The sequence below is a fragment of the Clostridium punense genome, assembly GCF_017874425.1.
In the GTDB taxonomy this organism is placed as follows: Bacteria; Bacillota; Clostridia; order Clostridiales; family Clostridiaceae; genus Clostridium_J; species Clostridium_J punense.
In genome coordinates, this window is the sequence record NZ_JAGGLL010000006.1 from 1 (window position 1) to 23700 (window position 23700).

Annotated in this window: 16 protein-coding genes and 1 other RNA gene; 3 read left to right on the forward strand and 14 right to left on the reverse strand. The window is 31.5% G+C overall.

Annotation, left to right across the window (positions count from 1 at the left end; all coding sequences use genetic code 11):
• Window positions 1-55 precede the first annotated feature (55 nt).
• Window positions 56-577, reverse strand: coding sequence for a nucleotidyltransferase domain-containing protein (locus J2Z44_RS04970; protein ID WP_021282608.1), 522 nt, complete (start codon window positions 575-577; stop codon window positions 56-58).
• A gap of 25 nt (window positions 578-602) precedes the next feature.
• Window positions 603-1940 (reverse strand): helix-turn-helix domain-containing protein, encoded by a 1338-nt coding sequence (locus J2Z44_RS04975; RefSeq protein ID WP_021282607.1) that lies wholly within the window; start codon window positions 1938-1940, stop codon window positions 603-605.
• 260 nt (window positions 1941-2200) lie between these two features.
• Here J2Z44_RS04975 and fabG point away from each other — a divergent pair, with 260 nt between their 5' ends.
• Window positions 2201-2962 (forward strand): 3-oxoacyl-ACP reductase FabG, encoded by a 762-nt coding sequence (fabG, locus tag J2Z44_RS04980; RefSeq protein WP_021282606.1) that lies wholly within the window; start codon window positions 2201-2203, stop codon window positions 2960-2962.
• A gap of 348 nt (window positions 2963-3310) precedes the next feature.
• Here fabG and J2Z44_RS04985 read toward each other — a convergent pair whose 3' ends face one another.
• The gene (locus tag J2Z44_RS04985) at window positions 3311-4789 is read right to left on the reverse strand and encodes a CDP-glycerol glycerophosphotransferase family protein (protein WP_209649387.1); all 1479 of its coding nucleotides are present in this window, start codon (window positions 4787-4789) and stop codon (window positions 3311-3313) included.
• Window positions 4790-5608: 819 nt separating this feature from the next.
• Here J2Z44_RS04985 and rsmH point away from each other — a divergent pair.
• Window positions 5609-6673 (forward strand): 16S rRNA (cytosine(1402)-N(4))-methyltransferase RsmH, encoded by a 1065-nt coding sequence (gene rsmH, locus J2Z44_RS04990; protein WP_021282603.1) that lies wholly within the window; start codon window positions 5609-5611, stop codon window positions 6671-6673.
• A 218-nt stretch (window positions 6674-6891) separates the two neighbouring features.
• Window positions 6892-7299 (forward strand): LAGLIDADG family homing endonuclease, encoded by a 408-nt coding sequence (locus tag J2Z44_RS04995; protein WP_021282602.1) that lies wholly within the window; start codon window positions 6892-6894, stop codon window positions 7297-7299.
• Between the two features lie 350 nt (window positions 7300-7649).
• Here J2Z44_RS04995 and ssrA read toward each other — a convergent pair.
• The 11 genes from ssrA to J2Z44_RS05050 all read right to left on the reverse strand — a co-directional run bounded on the left by ssrA (window position 7650) and on the right by J2Z44_RS05050 (window position 23613).
• Window positions 7650-7981: a transfer-messenger RNA gene (gene ssrA / locus J2Z44_RS05000) on the reverse strand.
• A gap of 318 nt (window positions 7982-8299) precedes the next feature.
• On the reverse strand, window positions 8300-8767 hold the full coding sequence (gene smpB / locus J2Z44_RS05005) for an SsrA-binding protein SmpB (RefSeq protein ID WP_031271186.1): 468 nt from the start codon (window positions 8765-8767) through the stop codon (window positions 8300-8302).
• An 831-nt stretch (window positions 8768-9598) separates the two neighbouring features.
• Entirely contained in the window at window positions 9599-11896 is a 2298-nt protein-coding gene (rnr, locus tag J2Z44_RS05010; protein WP_021282118.1) for a ribonuclease R, read from the reverse strand.
• Window positions 11897-12716: 820 nt separating this feature from the next.
• Window positions 12717-13433: a pseudouridine synthase gene (locus J2Z44_RS05015; protein WP_021285093.1), complete on the reverse strand. Its 717-nt coding sequence runs from the start codon at window positions 13431-13433 to the stop codon at window positions 12717-12719.
• A 177-nt stretch (window positions 13434-13610) separates the two neighbouring features.
• The gene (locus J2Z44_RS05020) at window positions 13611-15368 is read right to left on the reverse strand and encodes a YhgE/Pip domain-containing protein (protein WP_021285092.1); all 1758 of its coding nucleotides are present in this window, start codon (window positions 15366-15368) and stop codon (window positions 13611-13613) included.
• 1 nt (window position 15369) lies between these two features.
• A complete protein-coding gene (locus J2Z44_RS05025; RefSeq protein WP_021285091.1) occupies window positions 15370-17463 on the reverse strand; it encodes an efflux RND transporter permease subunit in 2094 nt (697 codons plus the stop codon).
• 293 nt (window positions 17464-17756) lie between these two features.
• Entirely contained in the window at window positions 17757-18368 is a 612-nt protein-coding gene (locus tag J2Z44_RS05030) for a TetR/AcrR family transcriptional regulator (RefSeq protein WP_021285090.1), read from the reverse strand.
• A gap of 200 nt (window positions 18369-18568) precedes the next feature.
• Window positions 18569-19441: a lytic transglycosylase domain-containing protein gene (locus J2Z44_RS05035; protein WP_021285089.1), complete on the reverse strand. Its 873-nt coding sequence runs from the start codon at window positions 19439-19441 to the stop codon at window positions 18569-18571.
• A 311-nt stretch (window positions 19442-19752) separates the two neighbouring features.
• The gene (locus tag J2Z44_RS05040) at window positions 19753-20241 is read right to left on the reverse strand and encodes an LURP-one-related/scramblase family protein (protein WP_021285088.1); all 489 of its coding nucleotides are present in this window, start codon (window positions 20239-20241) and stop codon (window positions 19753-19755) included.
• A 93-nt stretch (window positions 20242-20334) separates the two neighbouring features.
• On the reverse strand, window positions 20335-22341 hold the full coding sequence (locus J2Z44_RS05045) for a triple tyrosine motif-containing protein (protein ID WP_021285087.1): 2007 nt from the start codon (window positions 22339-22341) through the stop codon (window positions 20335-20337).
• A 249-nt stretch (window positions 22342-22590) separates the two neighbouring features.
• The gene (locus tag J2Z44_RS05050) at window positions 22591-23613 is read right to left on the reverse strand and encodes an HD-GYP domain-containing protein (protein WP_021285086.1); all 1023 of its coding nucleotides are present in this window, start codon (window positions 23611-23613) and stop codon (window positions 22591-22593) included.
• Between the last annotated feature and the right edge of the window lie 87 nt (window positions 23614-23700).

Here is a 23700-nt window from a genome sequence, read left to right on the forward strand (position 1 = left end):
TGTGAAGAGCTTTATTAATACAATAAATAAAGTTCCTACTCAAACCATAGACAGGCTATGCATTAGAATGTAGAAACTTTATTAAAACATATATATTAAAAAGTTTTTCTACATTTTCTAATCTTGTGTTTAACTGAGCATAAAATTTTTCTTCATCAATAGGTTTTACTTCTGTTAAATTTTCTTTATCAAAATGAACTAAAACCTCTCCATGTATTTCCCTTTGAAGAAACTTTTCAGAACCACTATGCTTTACAACACATACTTCTATGACCATAAACCTACTTATTCCCTCCAGCTTATAAACCTTTTGATAAGCTCCCTCGGACATAGGTTGAGGACACTCATAACTTATTTCTATTGCTGCTAAAGCTTCTAGTGCTTTATCTATGGTGGGAAATACATCCCTTACCTTATGGTCATCAGCATCAACCACTATATCAATATCTGACCATTGATCTACTCTTTTAAACGCTGAAGAACCACACTGCCACATTCCATATACATAATCTAAAGGCTGCAAAGCCTCAGCAATAGCCTTTAAAAAGTCTTCTCTTCCTAAGATTTTCTCTCCCATAATAATTCCTCCCATTTTATATATTCTAATTACCCTTACTCACTTTGTTAGACTTTTTTAATAACATATATGCCTTCTCATAATCTCCTTTTAGAGAATAAACCTCACTTAAACTACTGTAAGCAAAAGATAGTTCCTTTTGGGCATACAATTCAAAGCCCTTATACCCTGTATTTATATATTCTCCAAGCTCTTTTATAGCTTCCTCAATTTCTGAAATAGCTTTTTCTAATTCAGAAAGCTTACAATAGCACAAACCTTTATATACTTTTGCTGTTATCATATAAATACAATCCATTTGATATTTAGGTTTTTCTTCGTAGTTTATTTCCATTAAAGCTTCAAGAGCCTCGTTATAGTTACCTATTAAATATTGAGCCTTAGCATACTCTATATAATAGTAAAAAGTTTTATCTCCTGCATTATCCACTAGTAAATTTAAATATTTTATAGCTTCTAATGGACTTCCCTTTTGGTTTTCACATTTAGCATAGTTATGATAGATTTTTGCTAAGTTTAATTTATTCCCTGTAAACTCCACATATTTCCTAGCTTCATTGGAGTTTAACTCAAAGTTGTTAAAGTCATCCTGTAACATATAAGTTATTGCTAAAATTCTATAAGCATCATCTAATCTGTAATAAAGATTATTGTCTCTGGATAAGGAAATTGCTTTTTTGCATACCTCTATGGTCTTTTCATAATTCCCTAAGGCAAAGTGTATTGCAGGCTGCATTACTAACATTTCAATTTCTAGAAATATATCTTTAGTACTAGATTTATTGTAAATTTCATATATTTTATCCAATATCACTAAGCAATCCTTATAATCATAGTTTTCTATACCTAATTTTAATAAGTTTATATTTGCTCTTGCAGCATCCACATATAACATATTGCTTATATATATACTGCTGCATTTTTCTATAAGCTTCCTTCCTTCTTCAACCTTTTGGAGCCTAAGCTTACAAACCCCTAACCTGTTAATTACATCAGCATATATCTTGCTTTTTTCATTAAAAGTGTACAAATTTAAGAGCTTATCAAGGTCTTTCTCAGCTAATTCATAAGCTTTTTCTTTTATTAATTCATCAATATTACTTAAATCACTAAGTATTATGTCTATATGCGATTGTTCTTCTTGCTGTTTTCCATGGTCTGTTACATCATCTTCAAGTAAGTAGGCAATTGACATATGGAGTTTTCTTGCAATATACTCTAAATTTCTCATAGAAGGGTTTGAATAACCCGTTTCAATGTGACTTAGCATACTTTTAGTCATTTCACTTCCCGCTAAATCAGATTGTGTCATTTTAAGTTCCTTACGTCGCTCCCTTATCTTTCTCCCAATTGTTGTACCCATTCTTTTCGCTCCTTGTTCTGCTGATATATTAATCTACAATACTATAATAGTATAATTAAATTAAACTTTCAATCCTTTTTTTACTAAATCAAGGATTATTATTAATTATTTTCTACTGGTTTCTAATAATAACTCTACTTTTTTAAACACCAAAGTATAACTGTATTATACTTTTTTATCTTTTCTCGTTGACAGTATAATTTTATTAAACTATACTTATTTTATAATATTTTCCAATTTAGAAATAGGAGGGGATTTTTATGTATAATGAATTTAAAGATAAGATTGTTTTAGTTACTGGTGGTAACAGCGGCATTGGAAAAGCAACAGCTTTTGCTTTCGCAAAAGAAGGATCAAAGGTAATTATCTGCGGTAGAGACTCCGCGAAAGGTAAATCAGTGGCGGATGAAGGTAAGAAAAATGGGTGGAATATTGATTTTATTCGCACTGATGTTTCTAATGCTGAAGAAGTAAAAAATATGATTCAACAGATAATAAATAAATATGGACGTATTGATATAGCCTTTAATAACGCAGGCGTCGACGGAGATGTAGCAAGAACTGCTGAATGCTCTATAGAAAATTGGAATAACGTAATGAATGTTAACACAAACGGAACCTTCTACTGCATGAAGTATGAAATAATTGAAATGCTTAAAATAGGCGGAGGAGCAATTGTTAATAATATTTCCTTGTCAGGTCATAGGGGCTATCCAGGATGTATCGCTTATGTTACTAGCAAACATAGTTTAGTAGGTCTTACTCAAGGTGCAGCTATGGAATATGCAGGAAAACAAATCAGAATAAACGGAATTTCTCCTGGATTAATCAAAACTCCTATGACAGATAAGGATGCTTCATTGAGAGAAAATTATACTGAATGGGTAAATAACCTTGAACCACTTGGTCGCATAGGTCAACCAGAAGAAGTATCTGAAGCTGTTCTCTGGCTTTGTTCTTCTAAAGCATCTTTTGTCACTGGTCACATAATGGCTGTAGATGGTGGAATCTTAGCCCGTTAACTCTTGAAATCCGTTTCTTAAATTGCAGATCTTGACATTTCTGTTGAGGGTTTTAATTGCTTAAAACCCTCATTAGTGCTGCCCTTTATACATATCATAATTTCTCCCCGTGTATCTATAGCTTCTACCCCAATGAAAACTCTAATTTACTTAAAAGAAGTTATTGATTATGGAGTTTACTTTAGAAAAGAAAAATTATAATGTAGAAAGACATTATGACTGTTACAATATTTGCTTTACAAATTCATAATTAACTTTCTTTATCAATAAAAGCCATGAAAGTATTGGCCACTCTATTCTTATGGTTATGGAGATTTAATGTTATGATATTATTTTTTATCGGGTTAATTATAATCTACATAATAGTAAATCCATCACATCTTTTTTTATTCTATGATGAATCTTTTGTCCACATGTACCATCCAAATTAGTTACACTACTTCTAAGTCGCCTCATTCTTTCTTCTTTTTTAATATCCTTATCTTTCAATACAATTTCTACAAAATCAGCTATACTTACTCCTTCATTGGTAAAATATGCCCCTAAATAATCAGTACAATAAAATCTACTCTTATCTAATCTTTCCTTACTTAAAAATGACAGTATTGGCTTTTCTGTTGCCAAGTATTGAAACAGTATAGAACTATAACCACAAATTAGTGCATGGGAAACGTTCATTGATATACTTACATCACTATATGTATCAATAATGAAATTACTGCATGATGAAATCCTATCCTGAAGTTTTATATATTCTTCTTCAAAAACTGGCCTCATGGTTTTAACCGTAATTTCAGTAAGTGGATGTGGCCTCCAAATTACAACACAAGAATCATTTTCTGTAATATGATCAATTATTTTATTTACATTATTAATCCAATCAGAATCTGTTAAAATATCATCAACTGTTGAACTAAAAAGGAAAACCTTCTTATCCCTAATAATACGTTCCCATTCAGAAGGAATTTCAGTATTTTTTTTACACGCTGAAAGGATTGCGTCAAATTTAGGTGAACCTAGATTTAAAATCTTATTTTCATCGTGCCCATTGTTAACAAATAATTCTTTATGTATATTAGACTGTGCAATAATCTTTGTTGCACTTACCGTACCTGGCAAAACTCCAAAAATAGAATGTTCTTCTACACTTTCATAGCTTCCATCTATATAATATGGCACATATACTAACATATTTGTATACTTTGAGAGATTAAAGGAAAAAAACCTTTCGTCTACCATTGTAAGTTTATTGTTAAAATCATAAGGGTTGTGTATATATATAATTTCAGGTTGTCTATTTTCAAAATCATAAGCCTCATATGATGTAATTTCAATGTTTTTAGGGAACTTATGACCTTCATAACATGCTTTAGTACAATTTTGTTGTGCATCTTTTTCGTAATATGGTATAGGTACTACATAACAATCACAATTTGGATCCTCTTTAGCTTCCATCCATATACTTTCCAAAGAGTCCCACATAGAAGCCTTATACGGCATGAATGCTATTTCTATTTGTGTATCTATTTCATTAATAATTATATTTTTTAGTTCATTGGTCATTTTTTTAATTAAGCTAATTGAGTTTTTCAACAGATTATTATCGTATAATGAATCATATGTGCAACTAATTTCACTAGTTGCTTCTTCTATCAATTCTCTTATCATGGTCTCATCTTCATTGCAATTTAATATATTCATCAATGCATAATTGCAATCATTAAGCATATCCCTTGCTTGATCACCTCCATTACTCTCTATGTAATCAAAACCTTCATCTACGGTTTCAATAAGTTCTAAAATTTTACACTTTTTATTTAATCTCAAAATTCTTTCCCCCTGATAGTTCGCTTATTTCATGCTGTATTTCATCATAGGTAATTTTAATACTCCATTATTCAAAATAATATTATATGATAGCTTTCAGACTAATACCTAAATCTGTTAAAGTCAGACATACTTAACCACTAACTTCTCAACATATTAATATTAATCTATTTTCAGTTTCTTTAATTTTTCTTCATATCTCTAAACTCTATAAACTCTTTATTTTTACCTTTTACTGTAATTAAGTCTAAAATTCTAGAAGTTATATACCTTTAAAATTTACAAAATTACAAAAATAACTTTTAATTCCTTAACTACGAATTGCTTGATTCATTAAATTCTATTTTTATGTACATTCCTTTTTCATTGCATTGTAGTATACAAACTTTTTAAGTTTTAGAATATGAACAAATTTCTGAGATTTAAAATATTATTCATTTTTTTACTAAAAACCGTTGCTTCTAAAAATAAAATCATAACATTATTCCATATAATTGTATTGTCGTAATATAATTCATAAACTTAATAAAATTGCTATAAAAATTTAAATGTATACGTTTTAATAACAAAAATAGATGTTTTATAAATGTCATTAATATTATTTCTATTAAACTCTATATCAATAAATAAGTTTATAATTACTATTTTAATAGAAAAAAATTAAATATATATTATATAAAGCTTCAATTGAGTAACTTAGTTTCTACAATTAGCGGTAATTTTATAGGATAGACTCTTGGTGTTGCTTTAGCAAATTGTATCTGCTATCATATAATCTATGAAAAACACCAAAAATATATTGTAAAATGAGGGAAGAGAATGAGTGTAGATCAAACTTTAGATGAAAAAGAGATTAAACATCAGCGTCGTCCTCGCTATAAAGGAACTCATCCTAAGAATTTTAAGGAAAAATACAAGGAATTGAATCCTGACAAATATGCTGATGATATTGAAAAGATTATTAAAAAGGGAAACACTCCTGCAGGTATGCATATTTCCATTTGTGTTAAAGAAATATTAGATTTTCTACAAATTACCCCTGGACAAATTGGGCTAGATGCAACACTAGGTTATGGTGGTCATACCTTAGAGATGCTTAAATGTTTGGATTCAAAAGGGCGCTTATATTCACTTGACGTAGATCCTATTGAATTACCAAGGACTAAAGAGCGTTTAGAAAAATTAGGTTATGGTCCAGAAATTTTAGAAATTAAGCAAATGAACTTTGCTAAAATTGATGAGGTTATCTCAAAGCCAGAGGCTTTTAATTTTGTACTGGCAGACTTAGGGGTTTCTTCTATGCAAATAGACAATCCTGACAGAGGTTTTACCTTTAAGGCTGAAGGTCCATTAGATTTAAGACTTAATCCTAACGTTGGTATCTCTGCAGCAGACCTTCTTAAAGAAATGAACCTATTTGAAATAGAAGATATGCTCATAGAAAATTCTGATGAGCCTCACGCTGCTGTCATTGCTCGTGCTATTCTTTCTAGCACAAAAAAAGGAATTGATATAACAACAACCACGCAACTTAGAAATATAATCAAAGATAATCTAAAGTACGTTCCAAGAATCAAAGAAGATGATATTAAAAAATCCTGTCAAAGGACCTTTCAAGCATTGCGAATTAATGTAAATAAAGAATTTGAAGTTTTAGATGAATTCTTAGAAAAACTTCCTAATGTCCTTGCTAAAGGTGGTCGTGTTGCTATACTTACATTCCACTCAGGAGAAGACCGCCGCGTGAAAAAATCTTTTCAGCACTTTTTCCGCGAAGGTATTTACTCTGAAATAGCTAAGGAACCTATTCGTCCATCAGCAGAAGAATGTCATGTTAACAGCCGTGCACGTTCTGCTAAATTACGTTGGGCAATAAAAGCATAATAAAAGGTAAAGACCCACGACAAAATTGTCGTGGGTCTTGTTTATTAAGGCTAAGATATCTAAATCATACTATATTGCCTATTCATTGTTCTTTTGGAGTTCTTACCTTCCATGTTTTATCTTAAGTTTTTTAATATGTATTTTATGCATATTTTTACTAGATAATCTACACCCTAAAAATAGTGAACTCAATCTATGGCAAAAGGAAGGTGATAGTTATGAATGAAATTCAAAAGGCATATATAGCAGGCATCATAGATGGTGAAGGAAGCATTATGCTTCAGAGTTTTCATAAAAACCAACTACCTTCCCCTTGTGTATCAGTAGCCTCTACTTCAATGGAACTTTTAATTTACTTAAAACAAATCATTAGTTGTGGAGTTATTGTAAAAAAGAAAAATTATAATACGGAAAAGCACCATGACTCCTATACCTTTTATGTAAGATATAACAATGCTATAAATTTTCTTACAGAAATTGAACCTTATCTAATCATAGAAAGCAAAAATAAAAGAGCAAAGCTTATCATAGAAAAATATAAGGCTTTAACTCCTAGGAACGGCAGATATTCAGAAGAACAGTTGTTATTAAAAGAATTGTTTTATAAAGAATTTATAAATACATAGGAAAAAACCTCAGCATTTCTGCTGAGGTTTTTATGGTGGAAGCGAGGGGACACAATTTCCCATCATTTCTGTATGGTGCTGACTATATCTTCAACTTAAGTTTTACCTTAAGTCCCTTGGCGTATTATAGAAGTCATAATATAGTTTTGAAACTTCTATCCTAGTACTTCTTATCAAAGTAATTTGACTTAGAAGCCTATGAGTCGATACGAGGCTGTTGAATTTCTTCACATACCTCTCGGTATTGCCGTCATCATGATTATCTATCATATGTTACGGTTTCACCGATAAAGCCAAGTTTTCACTTAGGAATCACTTCCTAAGGCGACTCTTGTCAATGTAATTGACACTGAATCGAACCCCTGTCCGAAAGCCATCACAACTAGGCATCTCCGAGTGCAGTTCATCTTTTAACATTCCCTCCATGAAACGCCGACGAACAGGCTTTTCACTTCAGTAGCTTCATTAATTCCGTTCTTAAGTCAAAGCTTTCCTAAGCTCGGTTCCCCACTAAATGACGCCCTATCCTAAGTCGTGGGACTCAAAGGTAGAACGAGCTGAACTAAGCAGCTAACGCGAAATTATCTTCTGCGTTTATCTTTATTCCCATAGTTTTTTAAGGCGGGCCCATGAGTTCCCTCCACTCGCTTCCTAGGTGCCACGTACCCCCGTCGAAACCAGTACGCCCCCATGTATAATTGACTTTAAACGCATTTCGCATCTCTGGCAAATTCTCATAAGCTGTTTTTTAGCTTATCTAAATTTACTAGATCAAAGTTGTTAACTTTCAATGCTATATTCAATTTTCTTTGAAATATGAAGTTACTATATTATATACTGCACAATTATTTTATGCAAGAACAAAATATAATATGCAAAATCCATATATTTTGTAACCACCAGCTGTTATTAGCAATCGGTGACTACAAAATATATATTACACTAAATTTAAAATAATAGCAAGGTACAATGATTACATATGTTGGAAATAAGTTTAGTGTTATCTATACTTTTCCTTCATTTCTCTATCAATATCTCTCTTAGCAGCTTTTTCTAACATTGCATCTCTCTTATCATAATCTTTTTTACCCTTGCATATTCCAAGTGCAACTTTAATTCTTCCATCTTTAAGATAAAGAGATAATGGCACTAGAGTATACCCCTTTTGAGCTGTGTATCCTATTAGTTGAGTTATTTGTATTTTATGAAGAAGTAATTTACGCTCCCTTAGTGGATCTCTATTAAAAATATTACCTTGCTCATAAGGACTTATGTGCATGTTTTTAACAAAGACTTCTCCATTTATTATATCTGCATAGGCATCCCTAAGATTTGCTTTTCCTGCTCTTATGGATTTAACTTCTGTTCCAACTAATTCAATACCAGCTTCTAAGGTTTCTTCTATGAAGTAATCGTGTCTTGCTTTTCTATTTTCAACTACGGTTTTAGTTCCTAATTTCTTAGCCATATTTTCACCTACTTTTATTTTATAAATTAAGGCATCTTTAAAAAATAAATAAGTCAATCTGCTCGTCTATTTTGTGCTATACTGCGTCAACAGAACTCTTAGATAGCCCCACTATCTGCGGGTTCTGCTTCCTTGTCTGCACAAGCTTGCTTGTGAACACAAAATATCCTTCACATCTTGGACTTGTTATTTATTTTCAGATGCCTAAAGGCTTCTAAAATAATTTTATATTCTATTAGTAGAAAACCTTTAAAGAACTTTCTAATATTATATCTACCTAAAGTCTTAAGTTCAGATCCCTGTAATTTAGAATATACTATATTTCCAAAGATTTGTAAATCATTTACTTCTATTGAGCTATTACAATAGTAGCAACAGCTTAAATCCTATAATAACTAAATGTGATCCCGACTTCTATTAGGCTCCTCGAATAACAGTATGGACCTAATCACTTCATTAGTTAGACCATCTTTTGGCTTCTACTTAACTATCCCAATAACACCCTCACTGCCCCTAAAACTTTTATCAATCTCCTGAAACCCGCATGAACACTATATCTTCTTATCTTTTTTTATTGATATAGAGATATCTTTTAATATTTTTATATTGTTTTATTCCTTTATTGATATCTTTTTATTTTGATTTATTTATATCTTCCCTTTTCCAAAAGGTATTCTGTCTTTTGTTTTATGTGTTACTTATAACTAACCTCTATATGTTTTTAACAAAACCATAATAGATTTCTTGAAAAAGGAGCTGTTAAATTAACAGCTCCAGTTTTTATTATGGTTATGACTTATATATATTCAATTATTCTATAGTATCTATATTCTACTCATCTAAGTTGTCTATATTGCTCTTTTGTATTATTACAGTGTTATTTGTACCACTATCTTGGTCTTCAGTGGTATCTTCATGTTTGAAGTGACTTGCTTCATCCTCATCTTCATCTTCGAATTCACTTAAAGATATTACTGGATAAGCTCCCACTGTAAGTTCTTCTTCTACTTCATTACCATCTTTGACTATATCAAAGTAAACTTCATGAGCTGCGATATCAACCTTAGAGCAAACTACTTTAACAGAGTCTCCAAGTCTATACATGTTCTTAGTTCTCTCTCCAATTAAAGCCATGTGCTTTTCATCAAAGATGTAGTAATCATCTCCTAAGGCACTGATATGCACTAGACCTTCAATTGTATTTGGAAGTTCTACAAACATACCAAAGTTTGTAACTGAAGAAATGATTCCCTCGAACTCTTCACCAATTTTTTCTGACATGTATTCAGCTTTCTTTAAGTCATCTACTTCACGTTCAGCTTCCACTGCCATTCTTTCTGTATCAGAGGATTGTTTAGACGCCTCATCTACAAATTTTCTAAGTTTCTTCTCTCTGCCTTCCCCTAGTCCTCCATTAATTAATTCTTTTATAATTCTGTGGATTGTAAGGTCTGGGTATCTTCTAATTGGTGATGTGAAGTGGCAATAGTACTTAGCAGCAAGACCAAAGTGTCCTACACATTCTGGTGAGTACTTAGCCTTCATCATTGAACGAAGTAATAAAGTGCTTACTACGTTTTCTTCCTTCTTACCCTTTACTTTTTCTAGAATTTCTTGAAGCATTCTAGGATGAACATCATTGTTCCATTTTACAATGTATCCTAGGTTGTGCACAAACTCATTAAAGTGCATTAGCTTCTCATCATCTGGATCTTCGTGAATTCTGTATACGAATGGTGCATTCATCCAGAAGAAGTGCTCTGCTACAGTTTCGTTAGCAATAAGCATAAATTCTTCTATGATTCTGTTTGAAACGGCTCTTTCATAAGGCTTAACATCAATTGGTTTACCATTTTCATTTAAGATTATCTTGCACTCTTCAAAATCAAAATCTATGGCTCCCCTTGCAAATCTCTTTTTATTTAGAATTTCATATAACTTCTCCATATTTTTAAAGTCTTCTAATAGGTAATCATATTTCTTAATTAACTCTTCATCATTGTCTCTTAAAATTCTAGTTACATCAGAATATGTCATTCTTTCGTTGGTTTTAATAATACTTTCAAAGATCTCATGGTCTAAAACCTTACCTGTATTATCAATTTCCATAAAGCAACTTAAAGCCAATCTATCTACTCTTGGATTTAAACTACACACCCCGTTAGATAGCTTTCTTGGAAGCATTGGAATAACTCTATCGATAAGATATACTGAAGTTCCTCTTTTAAAGGCTTCCTTATCTAGTGGGTTATTTTCTCTAACATAATGAGATACGTCAGCAATATGAACTCCTAGTTTGTAATTTCCATTAGAAAGCTTTTCTATGGAAACCGCATCGTCTAAGTCCTTAGCATCTTCTCCATCTATGGTTACCATTTTTACATCTCTTAGATCTTTTCTTCTCTTATATTCACTTTCAGGTATTTCTTCTGGAATTTTAGCTGCAAAGTTTTCAACTTCTGTTGGGAATTCTTCAGGTAAGTTATGCTTTCTTATGATAGTTAGAATATCAATTCCCCTATCACCTTTATTTCCTAATATTTCGATAATTTTACCCTCTGGATTTCTTCTTTGCTCTGGCCAACGAGTTATTTCTACCACAACGATTTGACCACTTTGGGCACCATTTCTATCTGCTTTAGGAATAAATATATCTTGAGATATCTTTTGGCTATCTGGCACTACAAAACCAAAGTTCTTACTATCTTCGTAAGTTCCTACAAGCTTTGTATTTCTTCTTTCAATAATTGTTACTATTTCACCTTCGCATTTTCTTCCTTTATCTTGCTCTCTTAGGATTTTAACTAAAACTCTGTCATTATGCATAGCACCATTTACATTGTTTGCTGGAATAAATATGTCTGGTCTTTCCTCATCTGCAATTACAAAGCCAAAGCCTCTTTGATGACCTTGAAAGGTTCCTGGTAGCATTCCCATTCTCTCAGGAATTCCATAATACTCTGCTCTATTCTTAACTATTTGCCCATCAGCTTCCATTCCATCTAGTAGCTTTTCGAACTCTTTCATATCTCTTTTATTTATACTAAAGATTTTTGCAAGCTCTTTTATATTCATAGGCTTATATGCTTGTTCTTTCATAAAGTTAATTAAAACTTCTCTAATATTCATTTATGCTCCTCCTTTTTAGGTATCTGAAAACAAATAATAAGGCAAGGATGTGAAGGATATTTGGGTTCACAAGCAAGCTTGTGTTCACAAGCAAGCTTGTGCTGACAAGGAAACAGGTTCCTTAGATAGTGGAGCTATCTAAGGGTTCTGTTGACGCAGTATAACACAAAATAGACCAACATACTGACTTACTTATTTTTTGAAGATACCTTACTATGTATTATTCGTATTTTTTCACTCCTAGGTTATAACTATTCACTAATTAGCTATTTAACTAGTTTAAAATAATTATTTTAATTACAATCTAGAAATATCTCCTTAGTTAACTACTAAACTAAGAAACTTATTTACAAGTCTTACCAAAGGCTTTAAATATTTTCTATAAAATTCTTAGTTAAAGCTTCTAGCTTAATCTTTCATATATCTATTATATATTATTTAACCACAATATTTGCTAACATTACATAATATTAACAATAAAAAATAGCAAAAAAAATTCCTCTGGTCTCTCCCAGAGGAATTTTTTCATGACAAACTATGTTTATAACAAAATTCGGCATGTATTAAAGGGTATACAGCCCTTGGGGACGGACTGTATGAATAAATAAAAAGGGGGCTATAATTCTCTTTATTTATTTTACATGTTTATTATAATTGGATTTTTTACTTTTTTCAAGTATATTTATAAAACAAACTATAAATAAAGTATAAACAAAGTGTTAATTCAACATATTTTTACATTTCATTTTCAATTTATTAACCATTTTAATAAGTTGTATAACAAAAAACATAGCAATTTATGCTGATTACAGTGTTAAATTTAAACATTCTTTAAAAGTTCGATTTCTTCCTCTGTAAGTTCTCTAAAATTACCTTCTTCTATGGTTTCATCTAATTTTAGTGGTCCAAAGCTAATTCTTCTTAAATAAACAACACTTTTGTCTACTGCTTCAAACATTCTTTTTACTTGGTGGAACTTACCTTCTTGAATAGTTACATGAACTGAAGATCCATTTTCATCAGAGTTTATAACTTCTAACTTAGCTGGCATGCAAAGGTAGCCATCATCTAGAGTTATTCCTTTTTTGAATTTTTCAATATCACTTTCCTCTACTGGCTTATTAATTTCAGCATAATAAACCTTATCTACATGGTTTTTAGGAGCAATTAACTTATGATTTAATTCTCCATCATTAGTTATCAGTAGTAACCCTACTGTATCCTTATCTAATCTTCCTATTGGAAATGGCTCAAACACTTGATATTCAGGATCTAAAAGATCAATTACAGTTTCATCATAATTATCAAAAGTAGCACTAACTACTCCATCTGGTTTATTCATCATTAAATATATAAACTTTCTATAGTTAATTTTTTCTCCTTTAACTTCAATAGTTGAGTTTACAGGATCAACCTTTTCTGCACTATCCTTTACTGGAGTTCCATCAACTACTACTTCGCCTTTTCTACAAAGGGCTTTTACTTCTTTTCTACTTCCGTAACCTAAATTAGCTAATATTTTATCTAAACGTTCCATAACAATTCCTCACTTTCAAATACTACTACTTATTATTTACATAATACTATATTTAACATACCTACTAATTCTAAAGGATTTGTTATATTATGACAACCTTTTTCAACTGTTATACTTTTAAAAACAAAAACTCCCCCAGCTTACCTTAGGGAAGTTTCGTCATATAACTTTAGTTCTCTATTTAAATAAATCTAAAAGCCTTTGGAAAAATCCTTTTTTCTCTTCTTTCGCTTCCGTTTTTTCCTTCTTCACTTCTGCTTTTTCTATGGCAGGAGTTCTAAGAAGAAACTGAACTGTAGTATTACTGTTTTTTTCATTGACAAAGGAACCTTTTACAGCGTCAGTCTTATCTCCTAATATGCTATCTTGGAGGCTTGTTTCTAGGGTAGTTTTCATGGTGTGAATACCTTCATTGCCAAGCTTACTTATTCCATCCTTCACACCCTTTTGCCCATCTGTTATTTTATCAATTGCACTTGGAAGAGCCTGTGTTTCCTTTGCCATAGTTCCAAGTCCTTTATTTATCTCTTCATACCCTCCAAAGATTCTTGTGGTTCCATATCTTATTGTTCCAAAGCCTTCCTTCATTGCTCCTATGCCTTCGGGTAGCTTATTCATCTCTCTTGCCATGGTTTTTGTATTTTCTGCAAGAGATGCTACTCCTTTATTATATTCATTATAGCCTTGCATAAAAATGTTGGTGTTCTTCTGAATTTCTTCTAGTCCATTACTACTTTGTGCTAATCCCTTGTTTAATCCTTGTAAGGCAGCTGCTTCTTGTAATACTCCATTTGCTAAGGCTTGAACTTTAGGATCACTACTTCCTTGAAGTTCCTTTGCAAGCGCTGCTAAACTTTCATGGGATTTTGTTAAACTATCCATCCCTCCAGATAGCTGACTTAAAGCTGAATTTACTCCTGTGATTCCTGAGGAAATCCCTTTAATCCCCTCATTAAAACCATTACTTCCCTTTGCTACTTCCTCTAGACCTCCCTGAAGAGCCCCTACAGCTCCTACCATGGTGTTACTTTCTGATTGTAGCCTGTTTAACCCTGCATAAAAGTCATTCATTCCCCCTAGAAGTTTAGAGGATTCACCTTTGATTTCACTGGTAGCTCCATAGATGCTGCTAATTCCTCCATGAAGTCCATCCATTCCTTGTCTTAAGCTTCCCATACCAAAGGATAACTTATCCATACCACTTACTAAAGAATTCGACCCCTTTTCTAATTCTCCAAGACCCTCTGTTAGCTTATTCATATCACTTTTTATATCCTGTGGAACAGAAATTGTAGCTGGAATTAAAGTGATGCTTATAGGTTCTAGCTCTATGTCCTTCCCATCCATTTCTAATTCAAAGCTTTGCTCCTTTGATGGAAGAGCCACAAAGCTGATATTAGCTTTTTTACCTACCACAACCTTAGACCCTGCTGTTTTTATATTTGTAAATACATCTTGGTCTACCACCACTTGAATTTGAGCCATAGGATTTGAAGAGTTTTCACTATTATTAAAGCTTACCTTTAATTGGAGTTTAAGCTTTCCACTTTTTCCTCCTAAGTCCTCAGCTTTTATTTCTTTATTATCTAAAAAGTATTTTATCCCAATATTTACTGGTAATTGCTTTTCGATATTTCCCTCATAGTAAAGTCCCTTATCCTTTATAGCTGAAAGTGGCCATTTAACTTCATTATCTTTTATTTCTGGTGTAATAGTGTTTGATAAATTTTTTATATTTTTGTAGTTTCCGTAATCTACATAGTAAGCTTCATTACTTTCTCCATAAATATGATTTACTACTTTAATGCTTGCTACTGTACCATCACTATTTAAAGAACCATAAACTGTTTCGTCTTTAAGAACCTGTGCATTTGCTATGGTGCTTGTGGTCATCATAACAGCTAAAGATAAAGCTATAACAAATTTTCTTTTCATCTTAAACAACCTCCCTTTTCCCCTCTGCTTTATATTCCTTTATAGTTTTAGGCCATCCAATAGTTGTTAGCTTAATAAACCAATTAAAACTTACAAGTAAGGCTGGCAGTAGAGTGTACACGATAACTAAACTTATAAGTGCTCCCCTACCAATTAAAAGTGTAAGCTCAGCTGCTGAACGTATAGTAGTAATAAAGGATATGCTAAGAGTTCCTGCAACTAATATTAAAGCACTAGTTAAAACTGATTTCCCTGTATCCCCTATGGTTTTAGCCATAGCCTTTAGTGGCGGCATTTCCTCAAGGTTTTCCTTATATCTTGAAGTTACTAATATAGCATAATCCACTGTGGCCCCTAACTGAATTGCTCCAATAATAATAAAGCTAATGAAGTTTAAGGATATTCCTTGGAAGTATGGAATACTTAGGTTTATCCAAATTCCTAGTTGAATTGCAAAAACTAGAATAATAGGAATACCAATGGATTTAAAGGTAACTAGTAGTATAATTCCTATTAATAAAATGGATATATTGTTTACCACTAAAAAGTCTTTAGAAGTAACTGCTTGTAAATCTAAATATACTGCTGCTTCTCCAGTTAAGTACCACTGATCATAATACTTTCCTGAAATGCTTCTAATAGTTTCAATGGCTTTTGTAGTTTCTTCCCCTTCTGAACTGGATAATAAATTAATTATCATGTAAGTAAACTTATCTGATTCAAAGGTGTCTTTAACTTCCTTTGGAATTATTTCCTCTGGCAGAGCAGTATCAACCATGGAATAAAGACCTTGAACTGTATCCACATTTTCTACTGATTTTATATCTTCAATAAGATTATTAATCTTAATCTTATCTTCCTTAGGCACTATTAATATTAGTTCATTACTCTTTCCAAAGACCTCTTGTATTTTCTCATTTGCCAAAGCAGACTTAGAACTTTCTGATAAAGTCTTTTCTGTGGAGTAGTAATATTGAAGTTTAGATTGTCCTAAGAAGGTTGGAACCACAATAATTGCTGCTATAACTAGAGTAGATATACGGGACTTTACCATGAAACCAGATATTTTTTCAAACCCTGGCATAAAAGTCTTATGTTTGTATTTACCAAGCCTTTCATCTACCGCAAGAATTAAGCAAGGCATTAAAGTTACTACTGCAACTAAACTTAAAAACACCCCTTTTGCTAGGACTAACCCCATATCTTTTCCTATGCCGTAGTTCATCCAAAGTAGTGCTAAAAATCCACATACTGTAGTTAAAGCACTGGAAGAAACAGAAGCAAAGGTTTTTTCAATAGCTCTTTTCATAGCTTCATATTTATTACCTTCTCTACTTTCTTCATGGTAACGGTGAAGTAAAAATATTGAATAATCCATAGATACCGCTAACTGCAGTATGCTTGATACTGAATTGGTATTTGATGATATCTTTCCAAAAATCACATTAGTTCCTGAGTTTAAAATTATGGCTACCCCTATAGTTAAGAAAAACAGTATAGGCTCATAATAAGCATTGGTAGAAACTAATAAAATAATTGTAATAATTAAAAAGGCAACTACGGAATAATAAATCATTTCTTTAGAAGTAGTATCCTGCATATCTTTTGAAATTGCAGCTGGTCCTCCAAAATAATGTTCTTTATCTATTAACTTATCTATTTTATCTATAGCTTCCCTAGTAGTTAAGGTGTCATTACTTTCAGTGAACTGAATTTGAAGCAAGCTATGCTCTCCATTTATAAACCTTTTAGAAAGCTTTTTATCAAAAAACTCTACAGGTTTTTTTACATCCTCCACATCATCTAACCAAATGACTTCTTTAACTCCTTCTACCTCTACAATAGATTTTTTAAGCTGCTGAACATAATTTATATCATTACTCTTTATCATTAAGGTTGCTGAACCATTAATGATAAACTCACTTTGTAGCTTTTCTTTTCCCATTATGGAGTTCATGGTCTTTGGCAAGTAGGAGCTTAAATCATACTCAATGTCTACAAATTTTCCAATTATAAGGGAGATTAATACTAACACTGCATAAAAACTAATTATTAGCTTTTGATTTTTCACAATAAACCCTGCAAACTTCTTCATAGTTAATTCCTTTCATTCTTATTATTTAAACAACCATTTCAAACAGTTGTTTAAAACCTCTATTTAAATATTATCATGGTAAAAAATTATAGTCAACGTGAAAATAACATAGTTTAGTAAATTAACAATTATGAAATATTTCACTTTATTATATGAAAAATCTTTATTAGGTTTCTAAATAAATAGCTCATAAAAATCACTAAAAACCTCTATATTTTTATGTACTTTTCTGAGGCAAAAAAAATTTAAACTTCCTATAAAATAAAAAAACAAGGGTAGCTTTCACTCCCTTGTTATACTGATTTTGTTAATATGCTATTAATAAGTAATTCTATGTATTGGTTTAGCTCTTCTTGCCCATTTATATCCATTTCGTTATTCCCTTGTATATAGGTATCTAAAATTACATGGTTCACAACCAAACCTACAATTCCCGAGAAGATTTGAAGATATTTATATTTTATAAGTTTAACATCCGCTGTTCCTATATTATCCTTTATTATTTCCTCGATGATTTTTCTAATTTCCTCATTATGATATATTCTCTGTATTAGGGTAGGATTATAGGTTTTATCTTCTGTACTAATATCTACAATAAGCTCAATTAGCGCAGGAAATTTAAACATAAACTCCAAAAGATTTTTGCTCCACTGGATTAGCTTTTCTTTAGAAGATAATTCAGTGTTAACCAAAATTCCCTTCTGCATGGTATAAAGCAACTCTGAATAGTAGTTTTCAACTTCCTTTAAGAGATTATTTTTATTCCCAAAGTGATAGTTTATTGCAGCTACATTTACTCCTGCTTGTTCAGTAAGTTCTCTTATTGTTACTTCTCCCTTTAGCCCAACTATATCAACAGCTACTTTAAGTATTTTACTTCTTGTATCTAACACTTGGTTACTCATCTTCAACCCTCTTTAAACCTTTATAATTTTATTTTACTTATTATAGCTTCTCCATATAAATAATTTCTAATATATTAAAACCTTCCTATACCACTAATAAGTTCACTATGCAATAAGTGTACATCTTAGTTTAATATATCATAAGTTTGTAAAAATCATAAAACTATTCTTTTCAATTTTAAGTGATAGCCCTAACTATTCTATGGATTATAATACTTTCTAATCTTTATTAGGTAATTTTTAGTTTCTGTAGGAAGTTTATAAAAGTCAGCCTCACTTCTAATACCTCTTCTGCTCATATTTCCTGGACCAAAATTATAAGCTGCTAATGCCATATCAAGCTTGTTATTATGTAGTTTTAGATAATCCTTAATATGCCTTGTTCCTGCATCTATATTTTCCTCTATGTTGTAGGGATCTTTAACTCCATAATGCTGCACATTTTCTGGCATAAGCTGCATTAATCCCATAGCCCCTGCAGAAGATTTTGTCCTTGGGTTAAAATCTGATTCTACCTTTATTATAGCCCTAATTAGCCCTTCATCTATACCATGTTTTTTTGAAGCTGAACTAATTGCTGCTTCTATTCTTTCTCCCTCTGTTTTATTGCTATAGGTTGCATTTATGTCTTGTGCTTTACCTAGACTTCTTAAAGTCATCTCATTAATATGTACTCCATCATATTTAGTATTACTATCTATTCCAATTCTATTTGCCTGTTGTTTTTCATTTAATGCTTTCACTAAGGCTCCTAAGACCATTTGAAATCCACCAGAATCAGAACCTTCTCCCCCACCAAACATCTTAGAGAACATACCCATTTGAAGCATTTGGGCTAATCCCCCAGCTCCTTCAGTCCCTTGTCCACCTAATAACCCATCAAGCCCCATTCCTCCAAGTCCTAAAGTGTCTAACAAATTATCAGTAGATGATTTTTGTAGAGCATTTGCATTAGTAACACCAGTCCCATTATTACTTACGTTAGTATTGCTACCGCTATTAGTATTATTAATGTTTTTTGTATTTCCATTGTATCTATTAACATTATTATTAAGATTTATATTGTTGCTCATAATTTTTCTCCTATAATAAAATTTTATAATATTTATTTTTAAATGAATTTAGTGAAAAGAGCTTATTATGTATATGTTAAGTTTAAGCTCATTTTATAACCCTTAAAGCTAAATTTAACTCTTTAATTGTTTTAACCTGTAAAAGGAAAAGAATCTAATTTTTCATAGATATTTTATTTAGTATTAATTTTGATTTCCATATTAATATAACTTCTAACTTTAATATTAAAACTCTCCTATATAAATTATATTAGAAATCTCAGGAAAAATATAGAGCTAATATTTTCTAATATAAGCTCTATGCTGATAGCTTAGTTATTATTTCTATTATTATCGTGTAGTACTTGGTCAATAACAATACATAGAGCAAGAATAAAGGCATGATTTTCACTTTCATCTATGTCTACAGTGTAACTATCTCTAATAGCTAACCATTTTTTACTTACCTCCGCAACCATAGTCCCATTCTTATAAATTTCAAAGTTATGAGCAAGGATATTTCCACAAACTTCGAAGGTTCCTAAGGAACTATCTATATCAAACTTTTGAGAAAATAGAGTAAACTGTTTCTTTACTCTAGCTACTTCTTGTCCGTATAAATCAATATAGTATTCTGGTAAAAAAGCAAACACCTTTTGTCTTATATTAATAACCTCTTGTCCTTGACAATCGTATAGCTTTAGCTTATCCCCTATGGAAAATACCTTGCCTTTTACAAAATATACTTCTCTTCCTGTATAATCCTTAATACTAAAGTCATCTCCAAAAGCAAAAATCTTTTGATTTATAACATATCTCATACCCTTCACCCCTTTTTCTATCTTTAAGCCCATTAAGGATTCTAAACTTAAACTATGACTTTTAAATACTTTAAATTTGTTTTTTGCAAAATATTACTCATTAACCTCAATTTCCACCATATTATAATCCTCATAGGAGAGCTTACTAAAGCTGCTTTTGCATAAAGCTAATAGCTTATAATAACCTCTAGTAAAAGGAATAAAGGTGTAGTAATTCTTTTTGCTATATTTTTGTATAACCTTCCATTCTCCTCGTTCCATCAGATAGAATTCATATACTATGTCTTTTCCACCCTCACAACCCACTGTGAAATTTACAGCTTCATTGCACTTAAAGCTTTCATTTTCTGTAGTTATTTTGCAATTTGTTATAGGTGGTGCCTCTGCTACTATAAACTTAACTACCTTTTTAGCATCATAGTTTTTAGTGCTGGTAATATTTCTTGCATATATTTCAATTTCATATTCTCCTGGACATTTTGGAACTAGCTTAAACCTCTTCTCTTTAGAAAACTCTGTTTCCTCAACCTCATGACCATTTATTTTAACCTTGTATTGCATCAAAGTACTTTTAGTATTCTCTGCAATGGCTTCTATTTCAAAAGGGTCTCCTACAAGATAAAGCTTCTTATTTTGAGTTAAAACGTAATCTACTCTTGCTGGCACATATTCTCTGCATTGAATGTATACTACTGAATGCACATCATACTCCCGCTTGGATCTTCTGTCCTTAACCCTTACTTCTAACTTATACTCCCCTACTTCTTCAGGGGTGAAGTCTACCCAATCGTACTCACTATATTCCAGTTTATCAATGACCTCTTCATCCTTTGTTACTATAAACTCATACATGAGCTCTAGTCCACCCTTAGCTGCCACTTTTATATTCACAGGTTCATTTATAAGCAAATCCTTCTTTTTATCTAGTATTATGTCCTCTATAGACACGTTTTCTACATAATCTTCTTCTATGGTAAACTCCATGCTACTCTTAGCTTCAAATTCCTCTGGAAAGCTTTCATCCTTAACTAAAAGTTCAATAAGATATTTTCCAGACTTTTTAGGCGTCCAAACACAAGTATTTTCCTTTTGATACTCTGAAGTATAAGGATCGTTACCGTCTACTCTAAATTTATAGCGAAGATTCTTTCCCCCTATAGCTATACCTTTAAGCACTACAGAGGTGTTTTCAACCTGAGGAGAGCTTAAGTCTGAGGTAATACTTATAATTTTCACTGGCCTATACAATTCTACCTTATAATGCATTAAGGCTCTATCGTCATAAAGCTTTTGTGAATACATATCTTTTGCCACGCATAGAAGTTTATAGTTTCCTGGTTGCTTTTCTGAAAAGCTTACTAATCGTTTTGTTGAAAAGTCCTGTACTGTTTCTGCCTTTCCATCCTCTTGAAGCCTTATGAATTTATAAAGTATAGTTCTGCTGTCATCAAAGGCTGCTTCCACCTCAAAGGTGAGCTCTTCCCCAACTAGAACGTCCTCACAAAGACATTTAAAGTTCCTAATTTCTACTTCCTCCACAGGCAATACCTTAAACTTTTCTGAGGCAAAATCATCAAAGATATTAGGAGAGTTTTCCTTCTTGCACTCCACTAAAACTTCAAAATCTCCCTCCAACTTAGCGGCATAGCTTAAAGTGTTCTCTATAGAGTAATCCTTAATTAAGTGCCATCTTGCTTCTTCTTTAATCCAATACCTATACATCACTGGGAGAGTATTGGGCTCAACAGTTACATTAATCTTTTGTCCTATCTTTGCCTCTGCTTTATCTAGAGATATGTATTTAATTAATTTCTCTTCAATGGTTCCAATTATAAAATCTATCTTAGAAGTATAATCATGGGACTTTTTACTGCCTTCTCTTTTAGCATGTACCATTATCATATACTTTCCATCTTCCTTAGGCGTCCAAAGGGCATAGCTATCCTTATGAAAATCCTTAAGCGTGCTCCACTTACCATCACTGCCAATTAAAAATTTATATAATAACCCATCTTCTATTTTATTTTCAATGGATATCTTAATTTCTTTATTCTTTTCTTGAGGACTTTCTAAACTTGTAACAATATTCATCTCATTCATTACCCATATTCCTCCTAAAGTTCTCAAAACTACGTAATCCATAGCAATAATTATATTATACTATAATTCCATAATATGTAACAACAAAATACTGGTTTTTCTTTATTTTTTGTGAATTATGACTAAACTTTATGGTATTGCTTTTAAGATGAAATTATAGTTAATAAATGGCTGAATAATCTTAAACTTGTGCTTCCCTATATCATAACTATAAAAAAAGCAAAGCGCCAAGGGTATACTCTTAGCGCTTTAAATAAACTTAACAATATTGATATTTTTCGCCTCTGATAGTTCAATAAATTCTGCATCCACACTAATTATGGGGTTGGTTATATTATTTAAAGGAACATAAACAATTTCCCCAATTTTATCGTTACTTAGTAATACTTTACTTCCAACAAGCAATCCAGATAGATTATCCATAAATGTTTTTAAGATATTCATATCAAAAATTCTTATTCCAATGGTTTGAAGGAATTGAAAAGCCTCAAAAGGATTATCCCCTTTCTTATACACTCTTTCTGAAGTTAATGCATCATATACATCACATAGAGATATAATTTGTGCAAACTTAGATATTTCTTTCCCTTTGAGTCCGTATGGATATCCTGATCCGTCCTGTCTTTCATGATGCATAAGAATAGAGCTTTTAACTTCCTCAGTTATTTCATGGGTTTCTCTAACAATGTCATATCCATATACCGAGTGTTTTTTTATAATCTCAAACTCATCCTCTTTTAACTTTCCAGGTTTATTTAATATGTCAATTGGAATCTTAGTTTTTCCAATATCATGGAGCAAACCTGCCTGTATTAAACTATATGTATCTCTCTTTGAGAAATCATGCCAAGAAGCATTCAGCCAACAATAAAATCCCACATTTATACTATGGTTATAAGTATATTCATCTGCACTTTTTATGGCTGTCAATAACCTTACTATATTATTATAATTGGTTTCCTCTTTCATACTTTGTACTATATTATTAATACTATTGGGTCTAAACTTTTCTCCTTTAGCTATATCATTAAACACATTCTTAAAATCTAGAACATTAGCTTTATACTTACTTTTTAGCTTTTCATAACCTGCATCCTGTTGATGCTTATATACCCATATATGATTTACATTGAAGCTTTTAAGTTTGTATATTATATAATTGTTTATCCTTGTATTTTTAACTACTAATTTAGAACCATAGGGTGCAACAATATCCTCAGCTACTATTTCCCCTTCATTACATTCTAATAGGTTAATTTTTGTTTTTCTCATTTCAACCCCCAATGATTTAAAACTACAATAGCTATGAATAATAGCTATTATACCTATTTATCTTTTGTATCAAATTTAAAACTCTAC

What these genes read in the sequence shown, in the direction of transcription:
- J2Z44_RS05025 (WP_021285091.1), bottom strand. Translation starts at nt 17,463, where the DNA reads ATGAAGAAGTTTGCAGGGTTTATTGTGAAAAATCAAAAGCTAATAATT.
- rsmH (WP_021282603.1), top strand. Translation starts at nt 5,609, where the DNA reads ATGAGTGTAGATCAAACTTTAGATGAAAAAGAGATTAAACATCAGCGT.
- J2Z44_RS05015 (WP_021285093.1), bottom strand. Translation starts at nt 13,433, where the DNA reads ATGGAACGTTTAGATAAAATATTAGCTAATTTAGGTTACGGAAGTAGA.
- rnr (WP_021282118.1), bottom strand. Translation starts at nt 11,896, where the DNA reads ATGAATATTAGAGAAGTTTTAATTAACTTTATGAAAGAACAAGCATAT.
- J2Z44_RS05020 (WP_021285092.1), bottom strand. Translation starts at nt 15,368, where the DNA reads ATGAAAAGAAAATTTGTTATAGCTTTATCTTTAGCTGTTATGATGACC.
- J2Z44_RS05040 (WP_021285088.1), bottom strand. Translation starts at nt 20,241, where the DNA reads ATGAGATATGTTATAAATCAAAAGATTTTTGCTTTTGGAGATGACTTT.
- J2Z44_RS05045 (WP_021285087.1), bottom strand. Translation starts at nt 22,341, where the DNA reads ATGAATGAGATGAATATTGTTACAAGTTTAGAAAGTCCTCAAGAAAAG.
- fabG (WP_021282606.1), top strand. Translation starts at nt 2,201, where the DNA reads ATGTATAATGAATTTAAAGATAAGATTGTTTTAGTTACTGGTGGTAAC.
- smpB (WP_031271186.1), bottom strand. Translation starts at nt 8,767, where the DNA reads ATGGCTAAGAAATTAGGAACTAAAACCGTAGTTGAAAATAGAAAAGCA.
- J2Z44_RS04975 (WP_021282607.1), bottom strand. Translation starts at nt 1,940, where the DNA reads ATGGGTACAACAATTGGGAGAAAGATAAGGGAGCGACGTAAGGAACTT.
- J2Z44_RS05035 (WP_021285089.1), bottom strand. Translation starts at nt 19,441, where the DNA reads ATGAGCAACAATATAAATCTTAATAATAATGTTAATAGATACAATGGA.
- J2Z44_RS04995 (WP_021282602.1), top strand. Translation starts at nt 6,892, where the DNA reads ATGAATGAAATTCAAAAGGCATATATAGCAGGCATCATAGATGGTGAA.
- J2Z44_RS04970 (WP_021282608.1), bottom strand. Translation starts at nt 577, where the DNA reads ATGGGAGAGAAAATCTTAGGAAGAGAAGACTTTTTAAAGGCTATTGCT.
- J2Z44_RS05050 (WP_021285086.1), bottom strand. Translation starts at nt 23,613, where the DNA reads ATGAGAAAAACAAAAATTAACCTATTAGAATGTAATGAAGGGGAAATA.
- J2Z44_RS05030 (WP_021285090.1), bottom strand. Translation starts at nt 18,368, where the DNA reads ATGAGTAACCAAGTGTTAGATACAAGAAGTAAAATACTTAAAGTAGCT.